Origin of the sequence: Kocuria sp. TGY1127_2, assembly GCF_013394385.1 — a bacterium.
GTDB lineage: Bacteria > Actinomycetota > Actinomycetes > Actinomycetales > Micrococcaceae > Rothia.
The window spans coordinates 2,513,101-2,533,978 of sequence record NZ_AP022834.1; the positions used below are offsets into that span (position 1 = coordinate 2,513,101).

Sequence of the window (20,878 nt, forward strand, 5' to 3'; positions counted from 1 at the left end):
GCCCCCGTAGTCTTTTCCTATGAGCCCCGCACGTAAGACAACCCGGAACACCAACGCCTATCGTTGCCGCGAATGCGGCTGGACCACGGCCAAGTGGGTCGGTCGCTGCGGCGAGTGCCAGCAGTGGGGGACCATCGAAGAATCGGGCGGCCCCACGGTCGCCCGGACCAGTGCCGCTCGTTCGGTCGAGACGCCGGCCCGTCCCATCGGCGAGGTAGATGCCTCCGTCGCCCAGTTCTCCAGCACTGGGATTCAAGAGTTCGACCGCGTCCTGGGCGGCGGCTTGGTCCCTGGTGCCGTGATCCTCATGGCCGGTGAACCCGGAGTGGGCAAGTCGACCCTCCTCCTGGACGTCGCGGCGACTTTCGCCCGAGGACGTCCTACGCACCGCGATGCTCAAGAGTCGGCGGGGCGATCTGATGCCCCGGACGGAGGCTCCAAGCCTCACGAGGTCCTGTACGTGACCGGCGAGGAATCCGCAGCGCAGGTCAAGCTCCGCGCGGACCGCATCAATGCTGTCGCCGATACATTGTTCTTGGCCGCGGAGACGGATCTGGGTTCGGCCCTGGCCCACATGGACAAGGTTTCCCCCCGCCTGCTCGTCGTGGACTCCGTCCAGACATTGGCCAGTGCGGACGTCGAAGGATCGGCGGGCGGTGTCACGCAGGTCCGCGAAGTCGCCGCGTCGATCATCGCCGAAGCTAAAAAGCGCAATATGACAACGCTGTTGGTGGGACACGTGACCAAGGAGGGGACCATCGCGGGGCCGCGTTTGCTCGAGCACCTGGTGGACGTGGTCTGCCAATTCGAGGGAGACAAGAACTCACGGATCCGAATGCTCCGTGCAGTCAAAAACCGCTTCGGGCCCACGGACGAGGTCGGTTGTTTCGACCTGCTCGAGGACGGGATCGAAGGCGTCTCGGATCCATCCGGTTTGTTCGTTTCCCGTACCGCTCACCCGGTCGCGGGTACCTGCCTGACGGTCACCATGGAAGGACGCCGCCCTCTGCTGGCCGAGGTCCAGGCCCTGCTCGACGAATCCTCAACAGCCCAGCCGCGGAGGGCAACTGCCGGACTCGATTCCGCACGCACCGCGATGCTTCTCGCCGTGCTTCAGCGCCGGGCCGGATTCAACGTCGGCAAACTGGACTGTTACCTTTCAACCGTCGGAGGGGTCAGACTCAACGAACCCGCCGCGGACTTAGCCACGGTGATGGCACTGGCCTCGGCGGCAGAAGACAAACCGCTTCCCCGCAAACTCGTGGTCTTCGGCGAAGTCGGGCTAGCTGGTGAGGTCCGGGCGGTACCCGGAATCCGGCAGCGCATCAATGAGGTAGCCCGACTCGGGTTCACGCATGTCATGGTCCCGGCCTCACCCGCCGGTGTCGGCGATGTCCCCGAGGGCGTGCACGTCAAGGAAGTCGCTTCCGTGGTTGATGCCGTCGACACTCTCTTTCCGGGCCGTTCCTGATGGCGCGGCGAGCCACATCGTTGTGACCACGCGTTAGGCTAGATTCGTGGCTTCACCCCGTAACAAACAGCTCAAAAAGACGTTGGCGCTCCTGGCTCCCGGAACTCAACTCCGGGACGGCCTCGACCGGATCCTTCAAGGACGAACCGGTGCACTGATCGTGTTGGGGAAGGATCGCACCGTCGAGGCCATCAGTAGCGGCGGGTTCACCATCGACACGGAGTTCACCGGCACCCGACTCCGCGAACTTGCCAAAATGGATGGCGCGATCGTGTGCGACCGAGAAGTCGGCACCATCTACCACGCTGGTGTACAGCTGATGCCGGATCCCACGATCAGCACCGAGGAGTCCGGAACGCGCCACCGCACGGCGGAACGGGTGGCCAAACAAACAGGGTTCCCGGTCATATCGGTCTCGAAATCCATGGGGGTCATCACCATCTATACGGATGGTCAGAGATACCCCCTGGAAGGCGCTCAAGAAATCATGGGGCGAGCGAACCAGGCCATTCAGACCCTTGAGCGATACACGATGCGCCTCGAGGAGGAGCTCAGAAACCTCTCCGCGTTGGAAATCCAATCCGATGTCACGGTGCGGAACGTGGCCCTGGCCTTGCAGCGCCTGGAACTGGTCCGCAGAATTTCCGAAGAAATCGGGGACAGCGTCGTCGAGCTGGGCGCCGAGGGCCGCATGATCGCCATGCAGCTAGAAGAGCTCGTCCTGAACCAGCCCACCGCGGAACTCGTCTTCCGCGATTACCTGCCGTCAGGCCAAGACACCGCTGTGATCGAAAGGGCCCAAGAGAGCCTCTCGGATCTTTCCCCCGTTGAGTTGGCGGATCCCGTCGCCATCGCACGGGCCGTTGGCCTCCCGGGTGGCGGAGACCTCGACTACACGCTGCATCCACGCGGTTACCGCCTGCTCAGCGGAGTCAAATCCATTCCGCGGTCGGTCTCCGAAAGACTCGTGGATCGGTTCGAGGGCCTGCAATCGCTCATGGCCGCCAATCTGGACGACCTTCGTGGCGTCGAGGGCATCGGGGAGTATCGCGCCAGAAGCATCCGTGAATCACTGGCCCGGATGGCGGAAACCAGCCTCCTCGACCGCTTCATGTAACGGTGACTGGGTACGGCGGTAGCACGACCCTCAATGACTCGATGCCAGGGTCGCCGGCCTGCCCGATCCTGGGCAGAAGCTACTGGATCACGATCTGCTGTTGCTCGCTCGGCACCCCATTGACTGAGACGGTCAGCCAGTAGTAGCCGGGTTGAGCAGGCTGCGATGCGTCACCGCAACCGTTGACGTTGATGGTTCGGTCCCATGGCTGGGTTACCTTTTGCTCGCCACCGGCTTCCAAGGTTGCTTCCTTGGAGCCTCCCCCACCGCCGCATTTGGTGTTGTTGTAGACATCGGCCGGGCCCGAAGTGATATCGTACGTGACCTTGCTGGCGCCCAAGTCGATGTTGCACGGATTGCCGCCGGTGTTCTTCACGGTCGCCGTCATGACGGGGTTCTCCCCCTGTCCGTATGACTGCTTGTCCAAGGACGCATTGACCTGAATATTAGAACCGCAGGCCTCCGGCTTGGCTGGTTCGCTATCGGTCGGGGTCTGCTCGGACGCGGCCTCTGCCGAGGACTCGCTGGGACTCGGCGTCTCACTCTTACTCTCAGAAGGTTCCGACGAGCCGGAAGCGTTCGCTGACGACGACGCCGACGGACCCGCGGAGCCGCTGGGTCCCTCCGACCCAGAAGCCGATGGCGAAGGGCGCGCGCTGAAGCTCGCGAAGTTATCGCTCGGAGGCGCTGAAGTCGATGCGTCGCTTCCCCCGGTGAGACTCGAAGCGATTTTGTTCACGGCAAAGACGATGCCCCAAACGATCAGGACGATCACCAAGAGAGCCAGGATCAACGCAATGATCCGGCGTCGACGGTATACCTCTGGGGACTCACGTCGGTACCCGCGTTCAAAACCGTCGTCATCCGGGGTGGGATCTTCGTACTCAGCCATGCGTCCAAGGCTACTAAACAGAAGCGCCAACATAGGGAAGAAATGAGGACACTACAGTAGTCACGTCATGAAATTTTCGAATGCGTCGGCCGTAAGGTCGAATCAGCCCACATCGCCCGAATATCGGGGTACCGACCTCGACCCGGAAAAGATCCAACGCCTTCATCGGCATATCGCGAACTGGTTCGCCGAAAACGCGCGGGATCTGCCTTGGCGTGCGCCCGACCGCACACCGTGGCAGGTTATGGTCAGTGAGTTCATGCTGCAGCAGACGCCCGTTGTCCGGGTACTGCCCCAGTGGAGGCGCTGGATGGACTTGTGGCCGACTCCGGCGGATCTGGCACAGGCCACGACCGGCGAGGCCGTCCGGGAGTGGGGGCGTCTCGGTTACCCCCGCCGAGCATTGCGGCTGCACGCGGCCTCAGTGGCGATCGTGGAACGTCACGGAGGCGAAGTTCCCTCGGAATACGAGGATCTTCTCGCGCTGCCCGGCGTCGGCTCGTACACCGCGGCGGCTATTTCGGTTTTCGCCTTCGAAAAGCGGCAGACCGTGATCGACACGAATATTCGACGCGTCCACGCCCGCGCTGTCAGCGGCAAAGCACTTCCGGCGAAGTCTCTGACCTCAGCCGAAACACGCCTCGCTCACGAGCTCATGCCCGAGGACGACGAAGCGGCGGCACTGTGGAACATATCGGTCATGGAATTGGGTGCGTTGGTCTGCACAGCCAAAGCGCCCAAATGCGATATGTGCCCCGTGCTCGACGATTGCGCCTGGGTCGCCGCCGGGCGGCCCGAGGCGGAGTACGTGCCGCGAGGCCAAACGTGGAAAGGCACCGATCGGCAGGCACGTGGCGCGATCATGGCCGTGCTGAGAGAAGCCACGAAGCCGGTTCCACGCGCATCATTAATAGCGCCCAATCGCGATACCCCGGGTGTGGAACCGAAGTCGATGACCCGGCTCCGCGCGCTCGAAGCCTCACATGAACAGCTGAAACGGTGTCTGGATGGGCTCATCCGGGACGAATTGGCCTTCGAAGACGAGCGTAATCGGGTTACGCTGCCCGGATAAACCGGAAAGCGCTCAGAGCGCGCGGATCATCCGGGTGTTGCCGAGCGTATTGGGCTTGACCCGGGCCAGGTCGAGGAATTCCGCGATCCCTTCGTCGTGGGACCGCAGGAGCTCCGCGAAGACTTCGTGGTCGATGGTCTCCTGGTTGGTCATCACCTCGAAGCCCATACGACGGAAGAATTCGACCTCAAAGGTCAGGCAGAACACCCGCTCGACGCCGATGCCGCGGGCGCGCTCCAATAGGGCGTCCACGAGCATCCGCCCCACGCCGCGTCCGCGAGCTCGCTCGTCCGCGGCGAGGGTCCGAATCTCACCGAGATCTTCCCACAGAATATGGAGGGCCCCGCAGCCGACCAACGGCGCCGCGCCTTCGGGATTTGAGGCATCAAGGTCCTCGACCACGAGGAATTCTTGGATCGCCTCGAAGTAGTCAACGGCTTCCTTGGAAATCAAGGCGCCCGTCTCCACATACGGTGCAACCAGACGCCTGATGCCGTTGACGTCTGAAGTTCTGGCAGGTCGCATCCGCAAGGTCGTCATGGGCGTTGAGTTTACGCCGCCGGCCTACCCAGGCGCCAAAGTCGCGACACGCGTCAAAGAAGTAAAAGTAGGGTCGCGGAGCCCTTGTCGCCCCGGTGGAGAGGTTAAATCCACAGTTTCGAACAGTACCCCCCTAGGGCGGCAGCCCCTGACCGAATTGTCCTCGCCGCAAAGATTCCTGGGCATGCAAAAACGGGGCCGCCCCGTAAGGGACGGCCCCGCTTATCGAAGGTCGTCAGAAGCCTGCTCAGGCCCCCTCGCACACAGCCAGCACGCTATGCGGTCGCGGAGCCCGCGGCCCCACCGCCGTCGCCGCCTTCATAACGCGGAGGCGTTGACGGGCGCGAGAGCTGCTGCGAATCCGGATTCGACTCGGTCGACTCGGTCGCGCCGTAATCGAAACCGTCGTCGGACAGCTCCGACATCTTCTGCGAAGAGAAAATGAATTTGGCTTCCTTCCCCTCGCCTTCGACGTCCACGGTGATCTTTTCGCCACCCTTGATCTCTCCGAAGAGAATCTTCTCGGAGATGTGGTCCTCGATGTCGCGCTGCATGGTACGACGCAACGGACGAGCGCCCATCGAAGGATCGTAGCCGCGCTCCCCCAGGACCTCCTTGGCCTTGTCCGTGAGCTCGATTGACATGTCCTTGTCCCTCAGGCGTTCCGCCAGACGTGCGACGAACAGGTCGACGATCTGAAGGATTTCCTTCTCCGACAGCTGCGGGAAGACGATGATGTCGTCCACACGGTTCAAGAACTCGGGACGGAAGTGCTCCTTGAGTTCCTCCTGGACCTTCGACTGCATGCGCTCGTAGTTGGTCGTCGGGTCCTCAATGGACTGGAAACCAACGGGCACACGCCGCGAAATGTCCTTGGTGCCGAGGTTCGTGGTCATGATGATCACGGTGTTCTTGAAGTCCACTACGCGACCCTGGGAATCGGTCAGACGACCATCCTCCAGGATCTGCAACAACGAGTTGAACAAATCGGCGTGGGCCTTCTCGACCTCGTCGAAGAGAACCACGGAGAACGGCTTGCGGCGGACTTTCTCGGTCAACTGTCCGCCCTCTTCATAACCGACGTAACCGGGAGGAGCGCCGAACAGTCGCGAGACAGTGTGCTTCTCTTGGTATTCGGACATGTCCAGGGTGATCAGGGATTCGTCGTCACCGAACAGGAACTCGGCCAGGGCTTTGGCCAGCTCGGTCTTGCCGACGCCGGTGGGCCCGGCGAAGATGAACGAGCCACCGGGACGGTGCGGATCCTTCAGACCCGCACGAGTACGCCGGATCGAGCGGGACAGCGCCTTGATGGCATTGTCCTGGCCGATGACGCGGCGGTGCAGCTCGTCCTCCATGTTGAGAAGGCGACCGGATTCCTCATCGGTGAGCTTGTACACAGGCACACCTGTGGAGGCCGAGAGCACTTCGGAGATGACGTCCGGAGTGACCTCGCCCATGGCGGAATCGCTCTCCTTCCATTTCTTCTCCTCCTCATCCTTCTCCGCGATGAGCTTCTGCTCCTTGTCGCGGAGCGATGCGGCCTTCTCGAAGTCCTGACCGTCGATCGCCGCTTCTTTCTGCGCCCGCACTTCCGCGACGCGCTCCTCGAGATCCTTGATCTCCGGCGGGGCCGTCAGGCGTTTGATGCGGAGACGAGCACCGGCTTCGTCGATCATGTCGATCGCCTTGTCCGGGAGGAACCGGTCCGAGATGTATCGGGCCGAGAGACTCACCGCGGCTTCGAGTGCCTCATCGGAAATCGTGACCCGGTGGTGCGCCTCGTATTTGTCCCTGAGCCCCTTGAGAATCTCGACCGTGTGGGCCTGCGAAGGCTCATCGACCTGGATCGGCTGGAAGCGGCGCTCGAGCGCGGCGTCCTTCTCGATGTGCTTGCGGTACTCGTCCAACGTGGTGGCGCCGATCGTCTGCAATTCGCCGCGAGCCAGCATCGGCTTGAGGATCGAAGCGGCGTCTATCGCACCTTCTGCGGCACCTGCGCCCACCAAAGTGTGGATCTCGTCGATGAACAGGATGATGTCGCCACGAGTGCGGATCTCCTTGAGCACCTTCTTGAGGCGTTCCTCGAAGTCACCACGGTAACGCGAACCAGCCACGAGGGAGCCCAAGTCCAACGTGTAGAGATGCTTGTCCTTGAGCGTCTCCGGAACGTCTCCGCGGACGATAGCCTGGGCCAGCCCCTCGACAACGGCGGTCTTGCCGACGCCGGGCTCACCGATGAGCACGGGGTTGTTCTTGGTACGCCGGGAGAGGACCTGCATGACGCGTTCCATCTCCTTGTACCGCCCGATCACCGGGTCCAGCTTGCTCTCGCGAGCCGCCGCAGTCAGGTTGGTGCCGAACTGGTCCAGGACGGCGGACCCTGCTGGGGTGCCATCCTTGCCGCCGGCGCCAACGCCTGCGGTCTCTTTGGAATCTCCTGAACCGCCCTGGTAACCGGAAATCATGTCGATAACCGTCTGGCGGACGCGGGAAGGCTCGGCGCCCAACTTGGACAGAACCTGGGACGCAACTCCTTCGCCGGCGCGGATCAGACCGAGCAAAATGTGCTCGGTCCCGATGTAGTTGTGGCCCAGCTGAAGGGCTTCCCGAAGAGAGAGTTCGAGAACCTTCTTGGCCCGCGGGGTGAACGGGATGTGCCCGCTCGGTGCCTGCTGGCCAGGTCCAATGATGTCTTGCACTTGCTCGCGAACGGCAGAGAGGGTCACTCCCATGGACTCCAGAGCCTTGGCGGCGATTCCTTCGCCCTCATGGATCAGACCCAGCAACAGGTGTTCTGTGCCGATGTAATTGTGGTTGAGCATGCGGGCTTCTTCCTGAGCCAGCACCACAACACGCCGTGCGCGGTCCGTAAACCGTTCAAACATAGTTAGGTCTCCTTGTACGTCTTTGTTTCGATGCTACGCACGGAAAATGGCTTGGTATCTACTGTTCGCCACCGGCGAGACGCAATAAAGCTCAGGGCGGAAAATACATGAGAATTTCCGCCCTGAGCTTGATCTTCTACCTCAAGAGAACCGGTAGAGAGCCTCTGCCGATTCGTCGGTAACGGCCAAAACCGCCCCTTACTAGGAGTCCTTCTTACGGGCTGCGTAGTAGGCGTCCTGAATCTCCTGGTGGATGCGACCACGATCGGACACGTTGTAGCCGTTGTCCTTGGCCCACTTGCGAATCAGAGCGGTCTCGGGATTGCGGACCTGGCCCGTACCCTTGCCCGATCCGGTCCGGCCACTGTTGCGAGCCTGCACGCGGCGGGCCTTGGCGGCGAACGGACGGATCGCGTCGCGCAGCTTTGCGGCGTTGCCCGAGGACAGATCGATTTCGTACTGGCCGCCGTCGAGTCCGAAACGTACGGTTTCGTCGGCGGCACCGCCCTCGAGATCGTCTTCCAGAATGATCTTTACTTTCTGAGCCATGAGTGTCTCCTCAGTCCATATTGGCAGTGGTCCGACGCATTATGTGATGTCTTAGGACCATAAAACGTGTTAGCGAGGCGCGGGAACCATCGGCGACTCACGCGACACTAAAGCTGGTGGACATTTGTCCTGTATAACAACAGAGTATCAATCAAGGGGAGGAAATCACAGTCAAACAGTGTGAGGGAGGCATAATTCTTCCTGAGAATAACTTATGAATTTTCTTGTTCTCGTGGGCGAAAAACTTCGCCGGATCCCTCCCGGGATTTGATCTCCTCGTACCATTTTCGTGCGTCTTCTTCTGAAGCGGCATGGGCTTTGCGTTCGGAACTATCCGCCCGAAACGCCCATCTCATCAGGAAATAGAAGATGACTCCAATAGCGACGGAAGGCAACAATACAGCCACATATTCCATGCTGAACCTTCTCCCCGGGCCCTCCGGCCCGCTCGATCACCCCGAGTTATTCGGGCTTCATCAGCGGAAACAGGATTGTTTCCCTAATCCCCAGTCCGGTAAACAACATCATCAAGCGATCAATTCCCAGCCCCAGGCCGCCCATGGGAGGAGCGGCGTGTTCCAGGGCCCGCAGGAAGTCCTCGTCGAGCTCCATCGCCTCGTCGTCGCCGCCGGCAGCCAAACGGGATTGTTCCGTGAGACGCTCGCGCTGGATCACGGGATCGATCAATTCGGAGAACGCCGTTCCGCGCTCCGTTCCGCCGATGATGAGGTCCCAAGCCTCGATGACATCAGGCTTGGAACGATGCGGACGGGCCAGTGGCTGAGCAGACGGCGGGTAATCGCACACGAATGTCGGATTGATCAGGGTCGGCTCCACGATTTCCCCGAATAGCTCAATCACGAGCTTCTCAGCGCCCCATGCAGGATCCACGGAGACTTCGTGCTTTTGTGCGATTTCTCGCAGAACATCAGCGGGCGTCTCGGGCGTGATTTCCTGGCCCACCGCTTCCGAAAGACCAGGATAAACACCCAGCCACTTCCATTCCGCGTCCAGATCGATCGTGCCTTTTTCGGTTTCGATCTGATGTGTTCCCACGGCGTCCGCACAGGACATGATGATGTCCTTGATGAGCTCGGCCATGGTGAACTGGTCCCCATATGCCTGATAAGCCTCGAGGGTCGTAAATTCGGGGCTGTGGGTCGAATCCACTCCCTCATTGCGGAAAATACGGCCGATTTCGAAAACGCGATCAATTCCGCCGACCACGGCCCGCTTCAAATAAAGTTCGGTCGCGATGCGCAGGGTCATGTCCTGGTCAAAAGCATTCAAATGCGTTTGGAACGGGCGTGCGGTGGCACCCCCGTGGACGAGCTGAAGAATAGGTGACTCGATCTCGATGTATCCCTCGTCGACAAGGACCTGGCGCACGGTCTGCATGATCTTCGCGCGCTTGATCACCGTTTCCTGCGCTTCCTTGCGAACCATGAGATCCAGGTAGCGTTGGCGGACCCGGGTCTCTTCGTTGAGGTCCTTGTGCAATGTCGGAAGCGCCCGCAAGGACTTCGAGGCCATCTCCCAGTCCTCGACCATGACGGACAGCTCGCCGCGGCGTGAGCTGACGACTTCCCCGTGCACGAACACGTGATCCCCTAGGTCCACGAGGGCCTTCCAGTCGTCCAGATTCTCCTGTCCAGCCTTGGCCAGCGAAATCATGGCTTGCAGCCGGGTGCCGTCCCCGGCCTGGATGCTCGCAAAGCACAGCTTTCCCGTGTTCCGCACGAACACCACGCGCCCGGAGACTCCGACGACATCACCCGTCTCTTCGCCGGCTTCGAGGCCTTCGTACTGTTCACGGATGCTCTGAATGGTGCGAGTAATCGGAAGACCCACGGGGTAGGCTTCACGCCCCCGTGAAATCAGCTCGGCACGCTTATCCATGCGGATTCGCATCTGCTCGTTGATCTCGGTCTGCTGACTTGTCTGGTCCTGTTGTGAGGACGACGAATCTGAAGTAGTCACGGTCCTAAGCCTATCTGTGGGTTTTCCGGGGAAGGAATTGAAAGGGGTGCGGACGGCTAGATGACATCCATATTGTCGATGAGCCGCGTCCCGCCTACTCGAACCGCCGCGAGAGCGGTCGCGCGTTCCGAGTTGTCCACCGGCGCTTCGAATGTTTTGGGATCGACGATTTCGAGGTATTCGAGCTCCACGCCGTCCCTGTCCGAGATGCGCTCTCGTGCGGCGTCGACGTCTATTCCCGCGTAGCCGCGGGACAGCCCTTCTTCCCGTAACAGCGCCAATGTCCGCGACAGAACGAGCGCTGCTTTCCTTTCCTCGGGGCCGAGGTACGAATTGCGGGAGGACATGGCCAGGCCGTCGTCATCGCGAACAATCGCAACGGGGCATACGGCCAAGGGAATGTTGAAGTCAGCGACCATCCGTTGGACCAATGCGACCTGCTGGGCGTCCTTCTGCCCGAAATACGCTCTGACGCGGTGGGTCCCGGCTGCCGAAACGACAACGTTGAACAGCTTGTTGACCACGGTCAGGACGCCGTCGAAGTGTCCGGGACGGGCCGCTCCCTCAAAAAGGGTGCCCAGACGCCCCGAGCTCACACGGACCAGGGGCTCTCCCCCCGGATACATGACATCTAGTTCGGGGATGAACACGATATCAACGCCTTGCTCTCGCAGCAGAGCCAGGTCCTCTTCCTCCCGACGAGGGTACTTGTCGTAGTCCTCTCCAGGACCGAATTGCAGGGGGTTGACGAAGATCGAGACTGCGACGACGTCGTTCTGCTCGCGAGCCCGGTTGATCAGGGTCCCGTGCCCGTCGTGGAGCGCACCCATGGTCGGAACGAATCCCATCGTCGCGACGCGGGGCGCAGCGGGCTCGGTTTCCGGGTCGGCACGATGGTCAGCGAGCCTTTCGGCCTCGGCCGAGTGGATTCGCGCCTCGGCGTCGCCCATTCTCTGGCTGATATGGGCGGAAAATTCTTCCAGGGTTCGAGCAACGAAAAGCTCACCCGTCATAGTCGTCCTTCCTTAACCGGATGCTGTGGCATGACCGAACATCGTGAACGGTCAGGTGCCAACTGGTCGACAGCCTGCCCGCGGAGGTGCGGAGGATGTCTAGGACCGCAAAGCAGTTTACTGTTCGTGGTCGTCGCTTTCACTTTCGGGCGCTTTTTCAAGGTCTAGCGCCCGCAATATTCGGTGAAATGCTTCTTCAGGCAGAACCCCACGCCGATGTGCGCGGTAAGCGCTCGCCTCCGCGAGAGCGAGGTACGCCGCACCGATATCCGGCGCGGATTCTTCTGCCCCGAAGCCTTGGAGGATCTCTCGGTGGGTCTCGACCGTCCCGGAGTCACCACGCACCACGGGTCCGGTCAGAGCGCTGTCGCCCGAAGCCAAGGCGTTGTCGACGCTGGCCCGCACGAGCGGGCCCAGAACCTCGCCAGGGCTCTCGACCCCGAGGCTCTCCAAAATTTGGGAAGCCTGTGCGATGAGCGTGACCGTATGATTCGACGCGTGGGCCAGAGCGGCGTGGTACAGGGGACGGTCGCCCTCGGCAATGACCACAGGCTCTCCTCCCATTTCCACGACCATCGCTTGTGCGATCGGTAGGAAGGGGGCCGCGGCCGTCACGCCGAAACTCGCGGTCTGCAATCGCGTCAGATCAAGCGAAAGACCCGTGAAAGTCATGGCCGGGTGAATAGCCAGCGCGATCGTGCCGGCGTCCCGGCCGGCGGACAAGACGTCCGTTCCGAAACGGCCGGAGGTGTGGATCAGGATCTGCCCCGTGGTGAAGTGACTACCCCGGGCTAACCCTGACACCAGAGGTTCGAGTACATCGTCGGGAACTGCGAATAGAACGACTTCACTGCGCTCGACGATTTCGGGAATCCGGAGAACGGGAACGTCGGGCAGAAGCGCCTCGGCCCTCGTCCGTGACTCTTCCGAAACGGCGTGAACCCCAACGAGCGCGTGGCCCGCGTTGCGCAGGGCGGCACCGAGCACGGCGCCGACCTTTCCTGCGCCGATGATCCCTATTCCGAGCCGCCCTGGGCGACTCGCTGGTTCAGTCATAGTGTGCTTCGTCCTTGATCGTTGAGTATGTTCCGGCACCCCGTGGAATTCGTCCGCTCGTGAGTCTACGAGCGAATGCTGCCCGATTCGCCTGGTCACGAATCATGCGTCGAGCGTCGTCGACGGCCAGGTGCGCGACCGTGGTGCGGACCGATCCCCCGACGGAATCCAGACGCACGTCCGCCAGGCCGAGAAGCCTGAGCAAAGGCCCGTTCGTGATCGAGGCCGACTGTGTCCTCTCGTGGGGCACAACGGAGAGCCTACGCTTCAGCCAGCCACCGCGCAGAAGCAGCAAATCCGCAGTATTGGAATATCCGTTGCGCCGGTAGCTGAAGGGATCCAACCATCGGGAACGGCGCGGGGCCACCACAAATCCGTAACCCGGTCCGCTTCCTTCGAGCGCGGCTCGCAGCTGATGTCCGTCGATCCCGGCCTCCGTCGTGGCGACGATGTGCGGCAAGAGATTCATCAGGTCTTGCCCCGCTCCCACAGGCAAGAGGACCCGATGTTCTCCTTCAGACGATGATGAGCCCAACCCTGCCGTATTGATTCGCACACGGAACCAGCCCGGTATGCGCCACAACACGGGTTGCTCAATACCGACGGCCTGGATCTTGCCCAGAGGAAGGGTCTGAGTTCGGGTGGACGTCAGCCCGTACCGCACTTTGAGTCCGTCCTGTGTGCGCGCTACTCGGAAATTCGCGGAGGTGTTGACCGAGCTCCACACACCGCTCACCAGGCTCAAGGCAGCGGGTATAAAGATGAATCCGCCTACCTCCGGGAGAAAAATGGCGAAGGACAACGACGCTAGGAGAACGATCACGAACCAGATCCCGGTTGAGCCGAGAAGAGTTGCCAGAACGGCACGCCCGACACCGACCGAGGCGATCGGACTTTCGGTGTCGACGCGAGGGCCGGTCGGAGAAGTTCCGGGGCCGAGAAGGTACGCCCCGGTGCCGCCGACGGAGGGCTCGGCGGTGGTCGCAGGGTCGCCGCTCTGACCCTCGACAGGAAGATCCTGGGACCACGGGGATTCTGACCGGCTGAGAGCCGGCCTAACGGCCGAGTCACCCGTGCCGGATTCCTTCGCCAGAATAGTCTGCTTCCGGCCCAAGAGGCGCGCGCGGAGCTCTTCGGCCTCGGTTTTGCGCAGGTATTGGAGGTGCAGGGCTGAGTCCCCGGAATCCGCGACGTCGAACCGCAGCTCCGCCATGCCGACCAGGCGTGCAAAGAACGGCTGAAAGATCTCGATGCTCTGCACGCGATCGAGGCGCGCCTGTTTTTCTTTGCGGAAGAAGTACCCCTGCCGCATCCGGACCGAGTCCTCGGTCACGAGGTAGCGGGTGAACCACCAGCTCCAGAACATACCGCCGAGAACCAGGACGATCGCGAAGATCAGCCCGAGCCAGGCGATGAGGCTGAGAGATGCGAAGAATTCCCCGAAGCCGTGACGCACTTTCTGGACGTCGGTCTGGCCTTCGAAGGCGTCCTCGATGAAGTGCCTGCCGATTGCGAAGAGGAAGATCAGGATGGCGAACCAGAAGCGAGCCAGCGGGCTCAGGGGGTGTACCCGTTCCCAGTCCTTGGTGGCGGGAATCTGTGAGTCCTTCATTTACAGCCCCGCGAGTCGGTCGTCGCCACGCTTCGACAGCTCCTCGCGCAACCGGGCAGCGTCGCGCGCGCTGATGCCTTCGATCTTTGCATCGGTCGACGATGACGCCGTGTGCAGCTCGACCTTGGCCAGACCGAATTTGCGTTCCAGCGGGCCGACCGAGACCTCGACGGTTTGGAGACGCCCATAGGGTACCGCGTTGATCTTGTGCCACAGGACTCCGTGACGGATCAACAGATCGTCTTCGCGTTCCGAATATCCTCGGGCCCGTGCGCGCCGAGGCACGAGTGCCATTCGGAGGATGCTCACCACGAGGTACACGGCGGGGACCACGATGGCCAGCCACAGCCAGGGCCAGTTCCACCACCCGATCGAGACGAAGACGAGGGGGATACTCAGGATCGCGGTCACGACCACGGTGGACAGGGCTTCGGAGACGAGAATGAGCCGAGGGTACCGCCGATCCGGCCGGATCCACTCCGTGTCCCATGCGTCCAATTCCCGAAGTTTCTCTTCGAAACGAGGGCTACCGGGTCCAAGGCGTCGCGATGGCTCGCTGTCTTGATTCACCGATTCGGCAACAGCGTGGTCAGCAACCGGTTTGTCGTCTCGTGGTTTCCCGCCCAGCGGATGGACGTCGGCTCGTCTCCGTGGGTTCGGTTCCGAACGGTCGTGGCTCGGGACCTCGTGGTTCTCAGCGTCGCTGGTTCCTGGCATATCCGCCTTCTCCCTCGGGTATGTCATTGTCGTTGCGACGTCGAGAAGAGATTCCGTTGCCGGACTCGGAACTGTTCGGGTCGTCCGGAGGCCTCTTGCACCACATCTCGGCGACGCAGCCTGCGATGCACACCACCGCACCAACCACCACATTAGCGATGCTCAGTACCAAGGTGTCCGAAGCCGGTCGAAATCTCAACAGCGCGAGCTCGTAGATGAGCACCCCTCCGGCCCAACCGAAGAGCACGGTCCCGTAGACGGCACAGGTTTGACCGAGAACCGCGATCCTCGCTGCGAAAACCGGCTCGATGGGTTTGTGCTTGGGGTCTTTGACGTGAGCTCTGACCCTCCATCCGAGACTCAGGGATACCGCGGCCAGGAGAATACTCAACGCGAGCGACGGCCACGGCAGAACAAAGGCCACTTCACGCAGGTCAGGCCACAACGCCGTCACGACGCTGCTCGCGGCCAAGACCACCGCCGCCAGAAGGACCAACCATCGGTAACGGAGAGGTCTCACGTGCTTTGTCCCGGCGTGATCGTTTCGCCCAAGTATCCCCGTATTCCGTTTCGGTCCTCGGCGCGGGCGGCTAGGTCAACCACGGGCTGACCGTCCAACAGGGCATCCGGATCCATGCGCGCCCAAGGGGCCAGGACGAATGCACGCTCTGCCGCTCGGGGATGCGGCAGACTCAATTCGGGTTCGTCCATGAAGAGGTTCCCGAACGTCACGATGTCAATATCAAGGGTTCGCGGACCCCAGCGGACGGTCCGGACTCGGTGAAAATCTTCCTCGATCCCCTGACAGAACCGCAAGAGGGCAAAGGGACTCATGTCGGTGCTCACCCGGATGACCTGGTTGAGATAGTTCGGTTGGCCTTCAGGGCCACCAACGGGTTCCGTCACGGCAATCGGGGAAACCGCCTCTACGGTGATCTTCTCATTGTTCGCGAGGGCGGTGATGGCGCGTGCGAGCGTATCCTGTGACTCCCCCAGATTCGATCCGAGGGCGATGATGGAATCAACGGTCATGGTTCTCCCGCAGAATCGTCACTGAAACATCCGCGAAGGTGACCTCGATGGGCGCTTTCGGCTTGTGGACCGTCACCTCGACGGCAGGCAGGTCGAACTTCTCGAACAGTCCCTGGACAATGCGCTCGGCAACGGTTTCGATGAGGTTGACGGGTTCTCCGACGATGACTTCTTTGACCGATTCGGCCACCGCACCGTAGTTGACGGTGTTCTCCAGGTCGTCCGTCCGGCCCGCGGTACGGCAGTCCATGAACAGCGTGACGTCCACGAAAAACGGCTGACCCACGCGTTTCTCATGATCGAAAACCCCGTGATAACCGACGGCGCCAATGCCTGTGACCGAGATTCGGTCATATTGGCTTGTGCCCGGCGCCACGGCTGCGGCTGGCGCTTCTTGGAGATTTTCCGTCATGTGTTCGTCTCCTCATGAGGTGCAAGTGATGTGTCGCATTGCGATGCTATTGAGTGCGTTGACTATCAGGATGCGTCAGATACGGCTTTGATCGCGAGCAGTTTACGGGTGACTTCCACCGCATCCCGGGTTGATGCGACGTCGTGGACTCTCACGGCCCAAGCACCTCTTTCCGCCGCGAGGGCCGAAATTGCGGCGGTCGAGGCGTCGCGCTCCGACGGACGCGGCACCTTTTGTGATGTTTCCCCCAATGGTTCGGGGAAAGTAGCACGCGCTTGAGCCATCAATGTTCCAATGAATCGTTTACGGGAGGCCGCAATCAGCACGGGGTGACCGATATCCGCAATCCGGTCCATCCGTGCCAAGAGCTCCCAGTCCTGGTCGCCGCTCTTCGCGAATCCCAAACCGGGGTCGACGAGGATCTGACCCGGCGCGATCCCGGCGTCCAAGAGTCGTTGACGCCACTGAATCAGTTCGGCCCGAACGTCCTCGACCGTGTTCTGGTAATGAGCCAGCCGGTCCATTGATCTGGAGTCTCCGCGAGAGTGCATGAGGATATACGGCACCCCGGATTCGCGCACGACGTCAATCATTGCGTCTTCGACCCGCTCGCCCGAGACGTCGTTGATGATGTGGGCACCGGCTTCGACAGCCGCCTGCGCCGTACTCGCATGCATGGTGTCCACCGAAACGACGATGTCTCGGGCAACCAGTTCGTCGATGACGGGGAGAATTCTCTGGCGTTCCGTCGACGCTGCGACGGGTGTTGCTCCTGGGCGGGTCGACTCCCCGCCGACGTCGACGATGTCGGCGCCTTGTGCTACAAGCTTCAGGGCGTGCGACACGGCTCGCGACGTGTCATCGTGTTCGCCCCCGTCAGAGAAGGAATCGGGCGTGACGTTGAGAATACCCATGACCAATGTCCGGTCCTGCGGCAAGTCGGCAAAGGATCCCCACCCCCGCGCGGCGGACGATTCCGGAGGCACGCTGGACGCGTCTCCGGGGCCGCCGAAGGAGGCTACGGGAGCGTTCACCGCTGTTTCCCTCCCATGATGAGTCCCATCGCCTCAGAGCGTGTGGCGGTGTCTCGCATTTGCCCCCGAACGGCCGAGGTGACCGTCTTGGTCCCGGGCTTTTGGATCCCGCGCATCGACATGCACATGTGTTCGCCTTCCAGGACAACCATCGCGCCCGCGGGATCGAGAAAGTCTTCGATGGACTCGACGATCTGAGTCGTGAGACGCTCCTGGACTTGGGGTCGCTTGGCATAGAGGTCCACGAGGCGGGCGAATTTCGACAGACCAGTCACCTTGCCGTCCGTGCCCGGAATATATGCCACATGGGCCAAGCCGTAGAACGGCACCAAGTGGTGTTCGCACATCGAGAAGAAGCTGATGTCCTTGACCAACACCATCTCGGAATGATCGATATCGAAGGTCTTGGACAACAGTTCGGCGGGATCGCCCCCCATACCGGAAAAGACCTCGGCATAAGAACGAGCGACCCGCGCCGGGGTATCCTTCAGCCCGTCCCTGTCCGGGTCCTCGCCTATAGCGGAGAGGATTTCACGGACGGCGGCTTCGATACGAGGCTGATCCATTCTTACCCCTGCTGACCTGGCGTATCGTCATCGGGGCCGGGCGAACCCGCCGGCCCCTGACCGGGGTTGTCCGACCCGGGCTCTCCCGGACCGGGCTGCGGGCCGCTTTCCGGCGGCGTCGCTCCCGAGGAATTCTCCGGGACCTCGAGCGGATGCTCTGGTTTTGCGGCCACGGCCTGATCCTGAGGAGCCATGTTCTCGGGGTCCTCAGCACCGGCCTCGGCGGCCTCCTGCTTTTCTGCGGGGGTCGTGATCGGAGGCATGCTCGAAACCGGACGGGTCTCCTTGGACAACCACACTTCGCGCAAAGGACGTTTGCGGACGTCCTTGAAGATCTCTGCGATCTCGTGCTCGTTGAGCGTCTCCTTATCCAGGAGCTCGAATGCGAGGCGGTCCAGGACGTCGCGGTTCTGAGTGAGAATCTCGTAGGCCTCGTCGTGTGCGCTGTCGATGAGGGATCGAACTTCGGCGTCGATCTTGGCCGCCAACTCGTCGGAGTACTCCGGTCCGCTGGCGCCGGCGTCGCGGCCCATGAACGGTTCCGAATTCCCCGAGCCGAGCTTGACCGAACCGATGACCGAGCTCATTCCGTATTCCGTGACCATCTTGCGAGCCGTGCCGGTAGCCTTCTCGATGTCATTCGCGGCTCCCGTGGACGGATCGTGGAAGATGATTTCCTCGGCAGCTCGTCCGCCCAAGGCATAGGCGAGCTGATCGAGAAGCTCATTCCTGGTCGTCGAGTACTTGTCGTCGACGGGCATGACCATGGTGTAACCCAGCGCCCGACCGCGCGGCAGGATGGTGATCTTGGTGACCGGGTCGGTGTTGCGCAGTGCCGCGGCAACCAGGGCGTGTCCGCCCTCGTGGTAGGCCGTGATCTTGCGCTCGAGTTCTTTCATGAGGCGCGAACGACGTTGCGGGCCCGCGATCACACGGTCGATTGCCTCGTCCAGGGCACGGTCATCGATGATCTGCGCGTTGGACCGTGCGGTCAGAAGGGCGGCCTCGTTCATGACGTTGGCCAGATCCGCACCCGTGAAACCGGGCGTCCGCTTGGCCACGGAGCCGAGTTCGACGTTTTCTGCTAGGCGCTTGCCCTCGGCATGAACCTCGAGAATGCGCTTTCGTCCCTTGAGATCAGGGGCGTCGACGCCAATCTGCCGATCGAAACGGCCGGGGCGCAAGAGCGCCGGATCCAAAACGTCCGGACGGTTGGTCGCGGCGATCAGAATGATGTTGGTGTTCTCGTCGAAGCCGTCCATTTCCACGAGAAGCTGGTTCAGGGTCTGCTCGCGCTCGTCGTTGCCGCCACCCATTCCGGCGCCGCGCTGGCGGCCGACAGCGTCGATCTCGTCGACGAAGATGATGGCCGCGTCATTCTGCTTGGCCTGCTCGAAGAGGTCACGAACGCGCGAAGCACCCACGCCGACGAACATTTCGACGAAGTCGGAACCGGAGATCGAGTAGAACGGAACGCCGGCCTCGCCCGCCACCGCCTTGGCGAGCAGGGTCTTGCCCGTTCCGGGTGGGCCGTACAGCAGCACGCCCTTGGGAATCTTTGCCCCGACGGAGGTGAACCGGGCGGGTTCGGTCAGGAATTCCTTGACCTCGTGGAGTTCCTCGACCGCTTCGTCAGCACCGGCGACGTCGGCGAACTTGACGGTCGAATTCTCCTTGTTGAACTTCTTGGCCTTGGACTTGCCGAAGTTCATGATTTGGCCGCCGCCACCGCCCATGCGGGAGAGGAGGAACCAGAAGATCACCATAATGAGGAGGAAGGGCACGATGAAGCCCAACATCGAGGTGAACCAGTTGTTCTGAACGGGTTGATCCGTGTAGCCCTTGAGCCCGGCGTCGTCCATGGCTTTCACAACGTCGCCCGAACGCGGCTGGACGTAGTAGAAGTCAACCTTTTTCCCGAGGTCCCGATCGCCCTCGTGATAGTTGTCCTTGAGCGACAGCTCAACCTTTTGGTCGCCGTCGTAGATCTTGGCCTCGTCGACCTTGTCGTCCTTGAGCAATTCCATGCCCACGTTGGTGTCCACCCGATTCGTATTCGACGAGGTGGAGACGAAGATCACGGGCAGCAGAACCAAAAGCGCCAGGAAGATCCAGAAATAAGGCCCCTTCAGGATTCTGTCCTTGAGCGGCTTCTTCTGGTTGCTGTTTTGCTGAGCCAAGCTATTTTTCCTCCGCGTGAGGCGTTCACGGTCGAGATTTAATTCTCGGAATAGGCTACCGCCGAGAGGTGAGGAGCGTGCGCTCTTCACCTCACAGCGGACATCTGCCGAGGTTCATGGAAGGTCCCGCGAGACCCTTAGGAATATACGTGGGGCGCGAGCGTTCCGATGCAATCGAGGTTGCGATATTGCTCGGCGAAATCCAGGCCGTAGCCGACCACGAATTCGGGATCGATGTCCCAGCCGATGTACTTGACCGGAATCTCCGTCTTGACCGACGCCGGCTTGCGCAGGAGTGCACAGATTTCCACCGAATTGGCCCCACGCGACTCCAAGTTGGACTTGAGCCAGGACAAGGTGAGTCCGGAATCGATGATGTCCTCGACGATCAGCACATCGCGACCGTGCAGATCCGTGTCCAGATCCTTCAGGATGCGAACCACACCGGAGGACTTGGTCCCGGAACCATAAGATGAAACAGCCATCCAGTCCATGGTGTAATGCGCGTGCAGAGCACGAGACAGATCGGCCATCACCATGACCGCGCCCTTGAGCACACCGACCAGAAGAACGTCTCTGTCCTCGTAGTCCTTGTCTACCTGGGCCGCGAGCTCGGCGATCTTCTCCTGAATCTCTTCTTTGGTGAAGAGCACGTGTTTGAGATCGTCCTTGACGTCCTGTGAATCCACTGCTGTCTCCTGCTTGAGTCACTGAAATCTTGGGGGTCGTGCAATCCGGCGCCAGACT

At 61.4% G+C, this 20,878-nt stretch carries 19 protein-coding genes; 3 read left to right on the top strand and 16 right to left on the bottom strand.

Annotated elements, in window-relative coordinates; all coding sequences use genetic code 11:
• The first annotated feature begins 19 nt into the window (after nucleotides 1-19).
• Together sake_RS11210 and disA are read left to right on the top strand one after the other, a co-directional pair.
• Nucleotides 20-1,471, top strand: a complete 1,452-nt coding sequence (locus sake_RS11210) for a DNA repair protein RadA (RefSeq protein WP_178946058.1) — start codon at nucleotides 20-22, stop codon at nucleotides 1,469-1,471.
• 46 nt (nucleotides 1,472-1,517) lie between these two features.
• Nucleotides 1,518-2,588: a DNA integrity scanning diadenylate cyclase DisA gene (gene disA / locus sake_RS11215; RefSeq protein WP_178946059.1), complete on the top strand. Its 1,071-nt coding sequence runs from the start codon at nucleotides 1,518-1,520 to the stop codon at nucleotides 2,586-2,588.
• A 79-nt stretch (nucleotides 2,589-2,667) separates the two neighbouring features.
• On the opposite strand, the gene sake_RS11220 is transcribed toward disA, so the two are convergent.
• Nucleotides 2,668-3,480 carry a hypothetical protein gene (locus tag sake_RS11220; RefSeq protein WP_129360439.1) on the bottom strand — a complete coding sequence of 271 codons (813 nt, stop codon included), beginning with the start codon at nucleotides 3,478-3,480 and terminating at the stop codon, nucleotides 2,668-2,670.
• 67 nt (nucleotides 3,481-3,547) lie between these two features.
• Between sake_RS11220 and sake_RS11225 the strand changes: the two genes are divergently transcribed.
• Nucleotides 3,548-4,552, top strand: a complete 1,005-nt coding sequence (locus sake_RS11225) for an A/G-specific adenine glycosylase (RefSeq protein WP_178946060.1) — start codon at nucleotides 3,548-3,550, stop codon at nucleotides 4,550-4,552.
• A 12-nt stretch (nucleotides 4,553-4,564) separates the two neighbouring features.
• On the opposite strand, the gene sake_RS11230 is transcribed toward sake_RS11225, so the two are convergent.
• From sake_RS11230 to hpt, 15 genes are all read right to left on the bottom strand, one after another.
• Nucleotides 4,565-5,092, bottom strand: coding sequence for an amino-acid N-acetyltransferase (locus sake_RS11230; protein ID WP_129360437.1), 528 nt, complete (start codon nucleotides 5,090-5,092; stop codon nucleotides 4,565-4,567).
• Nucleotides 5,093-5,367: 275 nt separating this feature from the next.
• Entirely contained in the window at nucleotides 5,368-7,980 is a 2,613-nt protein-coding gene (locus sake_RS11235; protein WP_129360436.1) for an ATP-dependent Clp protease ATP-binding subunit, read from the bottom strand.
• Between the two features lie 201 nt (nucleotides 7,981-8,181).
• Nucleotides 8,182-8,529 (bottom strand): Lsr2 family protein, encoded by a 348-nt coding sequence (locus sake_RS11240; RefSeq protein ID WP_129360435.1) that lies wholly within the window; start codon nucleotides 8,527-8,529, stop codon nucleotides 8,182-8,184.
• Between the two features lie 462 nt (nucleotides 8,530-8,991).
• Nucleotides 8,992-10,440: a lysine--tRNA ligase gene (gene lysS / locus sake_RS11245; RefSeq protein ID WP_129360550.1), complete on the bottom strand. Its 1,449-nt coding sequence runs from the start codon at nucleotides 10,438-10,440 to the stop codon at nucleotides 8,992-8,994.
• A 125-nt stretch (nucleotides 10,441-10,565) separates the two neighbouring features.
• Entirely contained in the window at nucleotides 10,566-11,522 is a 957-nt protein-coding gene (gene panC, locus sake_RS11250; RefSeq protein WP_243155687.1) for a pantoate--beta-alanine ligase, read from the bottom strand.
• 117 nt (nucleotides 11,523-11,639) lie between these two features.
• Nucleotides 11,640-12,578: a Rossmann-like and DUF2520 domain-containing protein gene (locus sake_RS11255; protein ID WP_129360433.1), complete on the bottom strand. Its 939-nt coding sequence runs from the start codon at nucleotides 12,576-12,578 to the stop codon at nucleotides 11,640-11,642.
• Nucleotides 12,571-14,190 carry a PH domain-containing protein gene (locus sake_RS11260; RefSeq protein WP_129360432.1) on the bottom strand — a complete coding sequence of 540 codons (1,620 nt, stop codon included), beginning with the start codon at nucleotides 14,188-14,190 and terminating at the stop codon, nucleotides 12,571-12,573. The genes sake_RS11255 and sake_RS11260 overlap by 8 nt, the downstream gene beginning before the upstream one ends.
• Nucleotides 14,191-14,907, bottom strand: coding sequence for a PH domain-containing protein (locus sake_RS11265; RefSeq protein WP_178946061.1), 717 nt, complete (start codon nucleotides 14,905-14,907; stop codon nucleotides 14,191-14,193).
• Nucleotides 14,885-15,427: a DUF3180 domain-containing protein gene (locus tag sake_RS11270; RefSeq protein WP_165001009.1), complete on the bottom strand. Its 543-nt coding sequence runs from the start codon at nucleotides 15,425-15,427 to the stop codon at nucleotides 14,885-14,887. The genes sake_RS11265 and sake_RS11270 overlap by 23 nt, the downstream gene beginning before the upstream one ends.
• Nucleotides 15,424-15,939 (bottom strand): 2-amino-4-hydroxy-6-hydroxymethyldihydropteridine diphosphokinase, encoded by a 516-nt coding sequence (gene folK, locus sake_RS11275; RefSeq protein ID WP_129360429.1) that lies wholly within the window; start codon nucleotides 15,937-15,939, stop codon nucleotides 15,424-15,426. The genes sake_RS11270 and folK overlap by 4 nt, the downstream gene beginning before the upstream one ends.
• Nucleotides 15,929-16,351 carry a dihydroneopterin aldolase gene (folB, locus tag sake_RS11280; protein ID WP_129360428.1) on the bottom strand — a complete coding sequence of 141 codons (423 nt, stop codon included), beginning with the start codon at nucleotides 16,349-16,351 and terminating at the stop codon, nucleotides 15,929-15,931. Before folB ends, folK begins: the two co-directional genes overlap by 11 nt.
• A 65-nt stretch (nucleotides 16,352-16,416) precedes the next feature.
• Nucleotides 16,417-17,385: a dihydropteroate synthase gene (gene folP / locus sake_RS11285; RefSeq protein WP_243155688.1), complete on the bottom strand. Its 969-nt coding sequence runs from the start codon at nucleotides 17,383-17,385 to the stop codon at nucleotides 16,417-16,419.
• Nucleotides 17,382-17,951 (bottom strand): GTP cyclohydrolase I FolE, encoded by a 570-nt coding sequence (folE, locus tag sake_RS11290; protein ID WP_129360427.1) that lies wholly within the window; start codon nucleotides 17,949-17,951, stop codon nucleotides 17,382-17,384. The genes folP and folE overlap by 4 nt, the downstream gene beginning before the upstream one ends.
• A 2-nt stretch (nucleotides 17,952-17,953) precedes the next feature.
• The gene (gene ftsH / locus sake_RS11295; RefSeq protein WP_304999905.1) at nucleotides 17,954-20,131 is read right to left on the bottom strand and encodes an ATP-dependent zinc metalloprotease FtsH; all 2,178 of its coding nucleotides are present in this window, start codon (nucleotides 20,129-20,131) and stop codon (nucleotides 17,954-17,956) included.
• A 137-nt stretch (nucleotides 20,132-20,268) separates the two neighbouring features.
• A complete protein-coding gene (gene hpt / locus sake_RS11300) occupies nucleotides 20,269-20,820 on the bottom strand; it encodes a hypoxanthine phosphoribosyltransferase (protein WP_129360426.1) in 552 nt (183 codons plus the stop codon).
• Nucleotides 20,821-20,878: the final 58 nt, after the last annotated feature.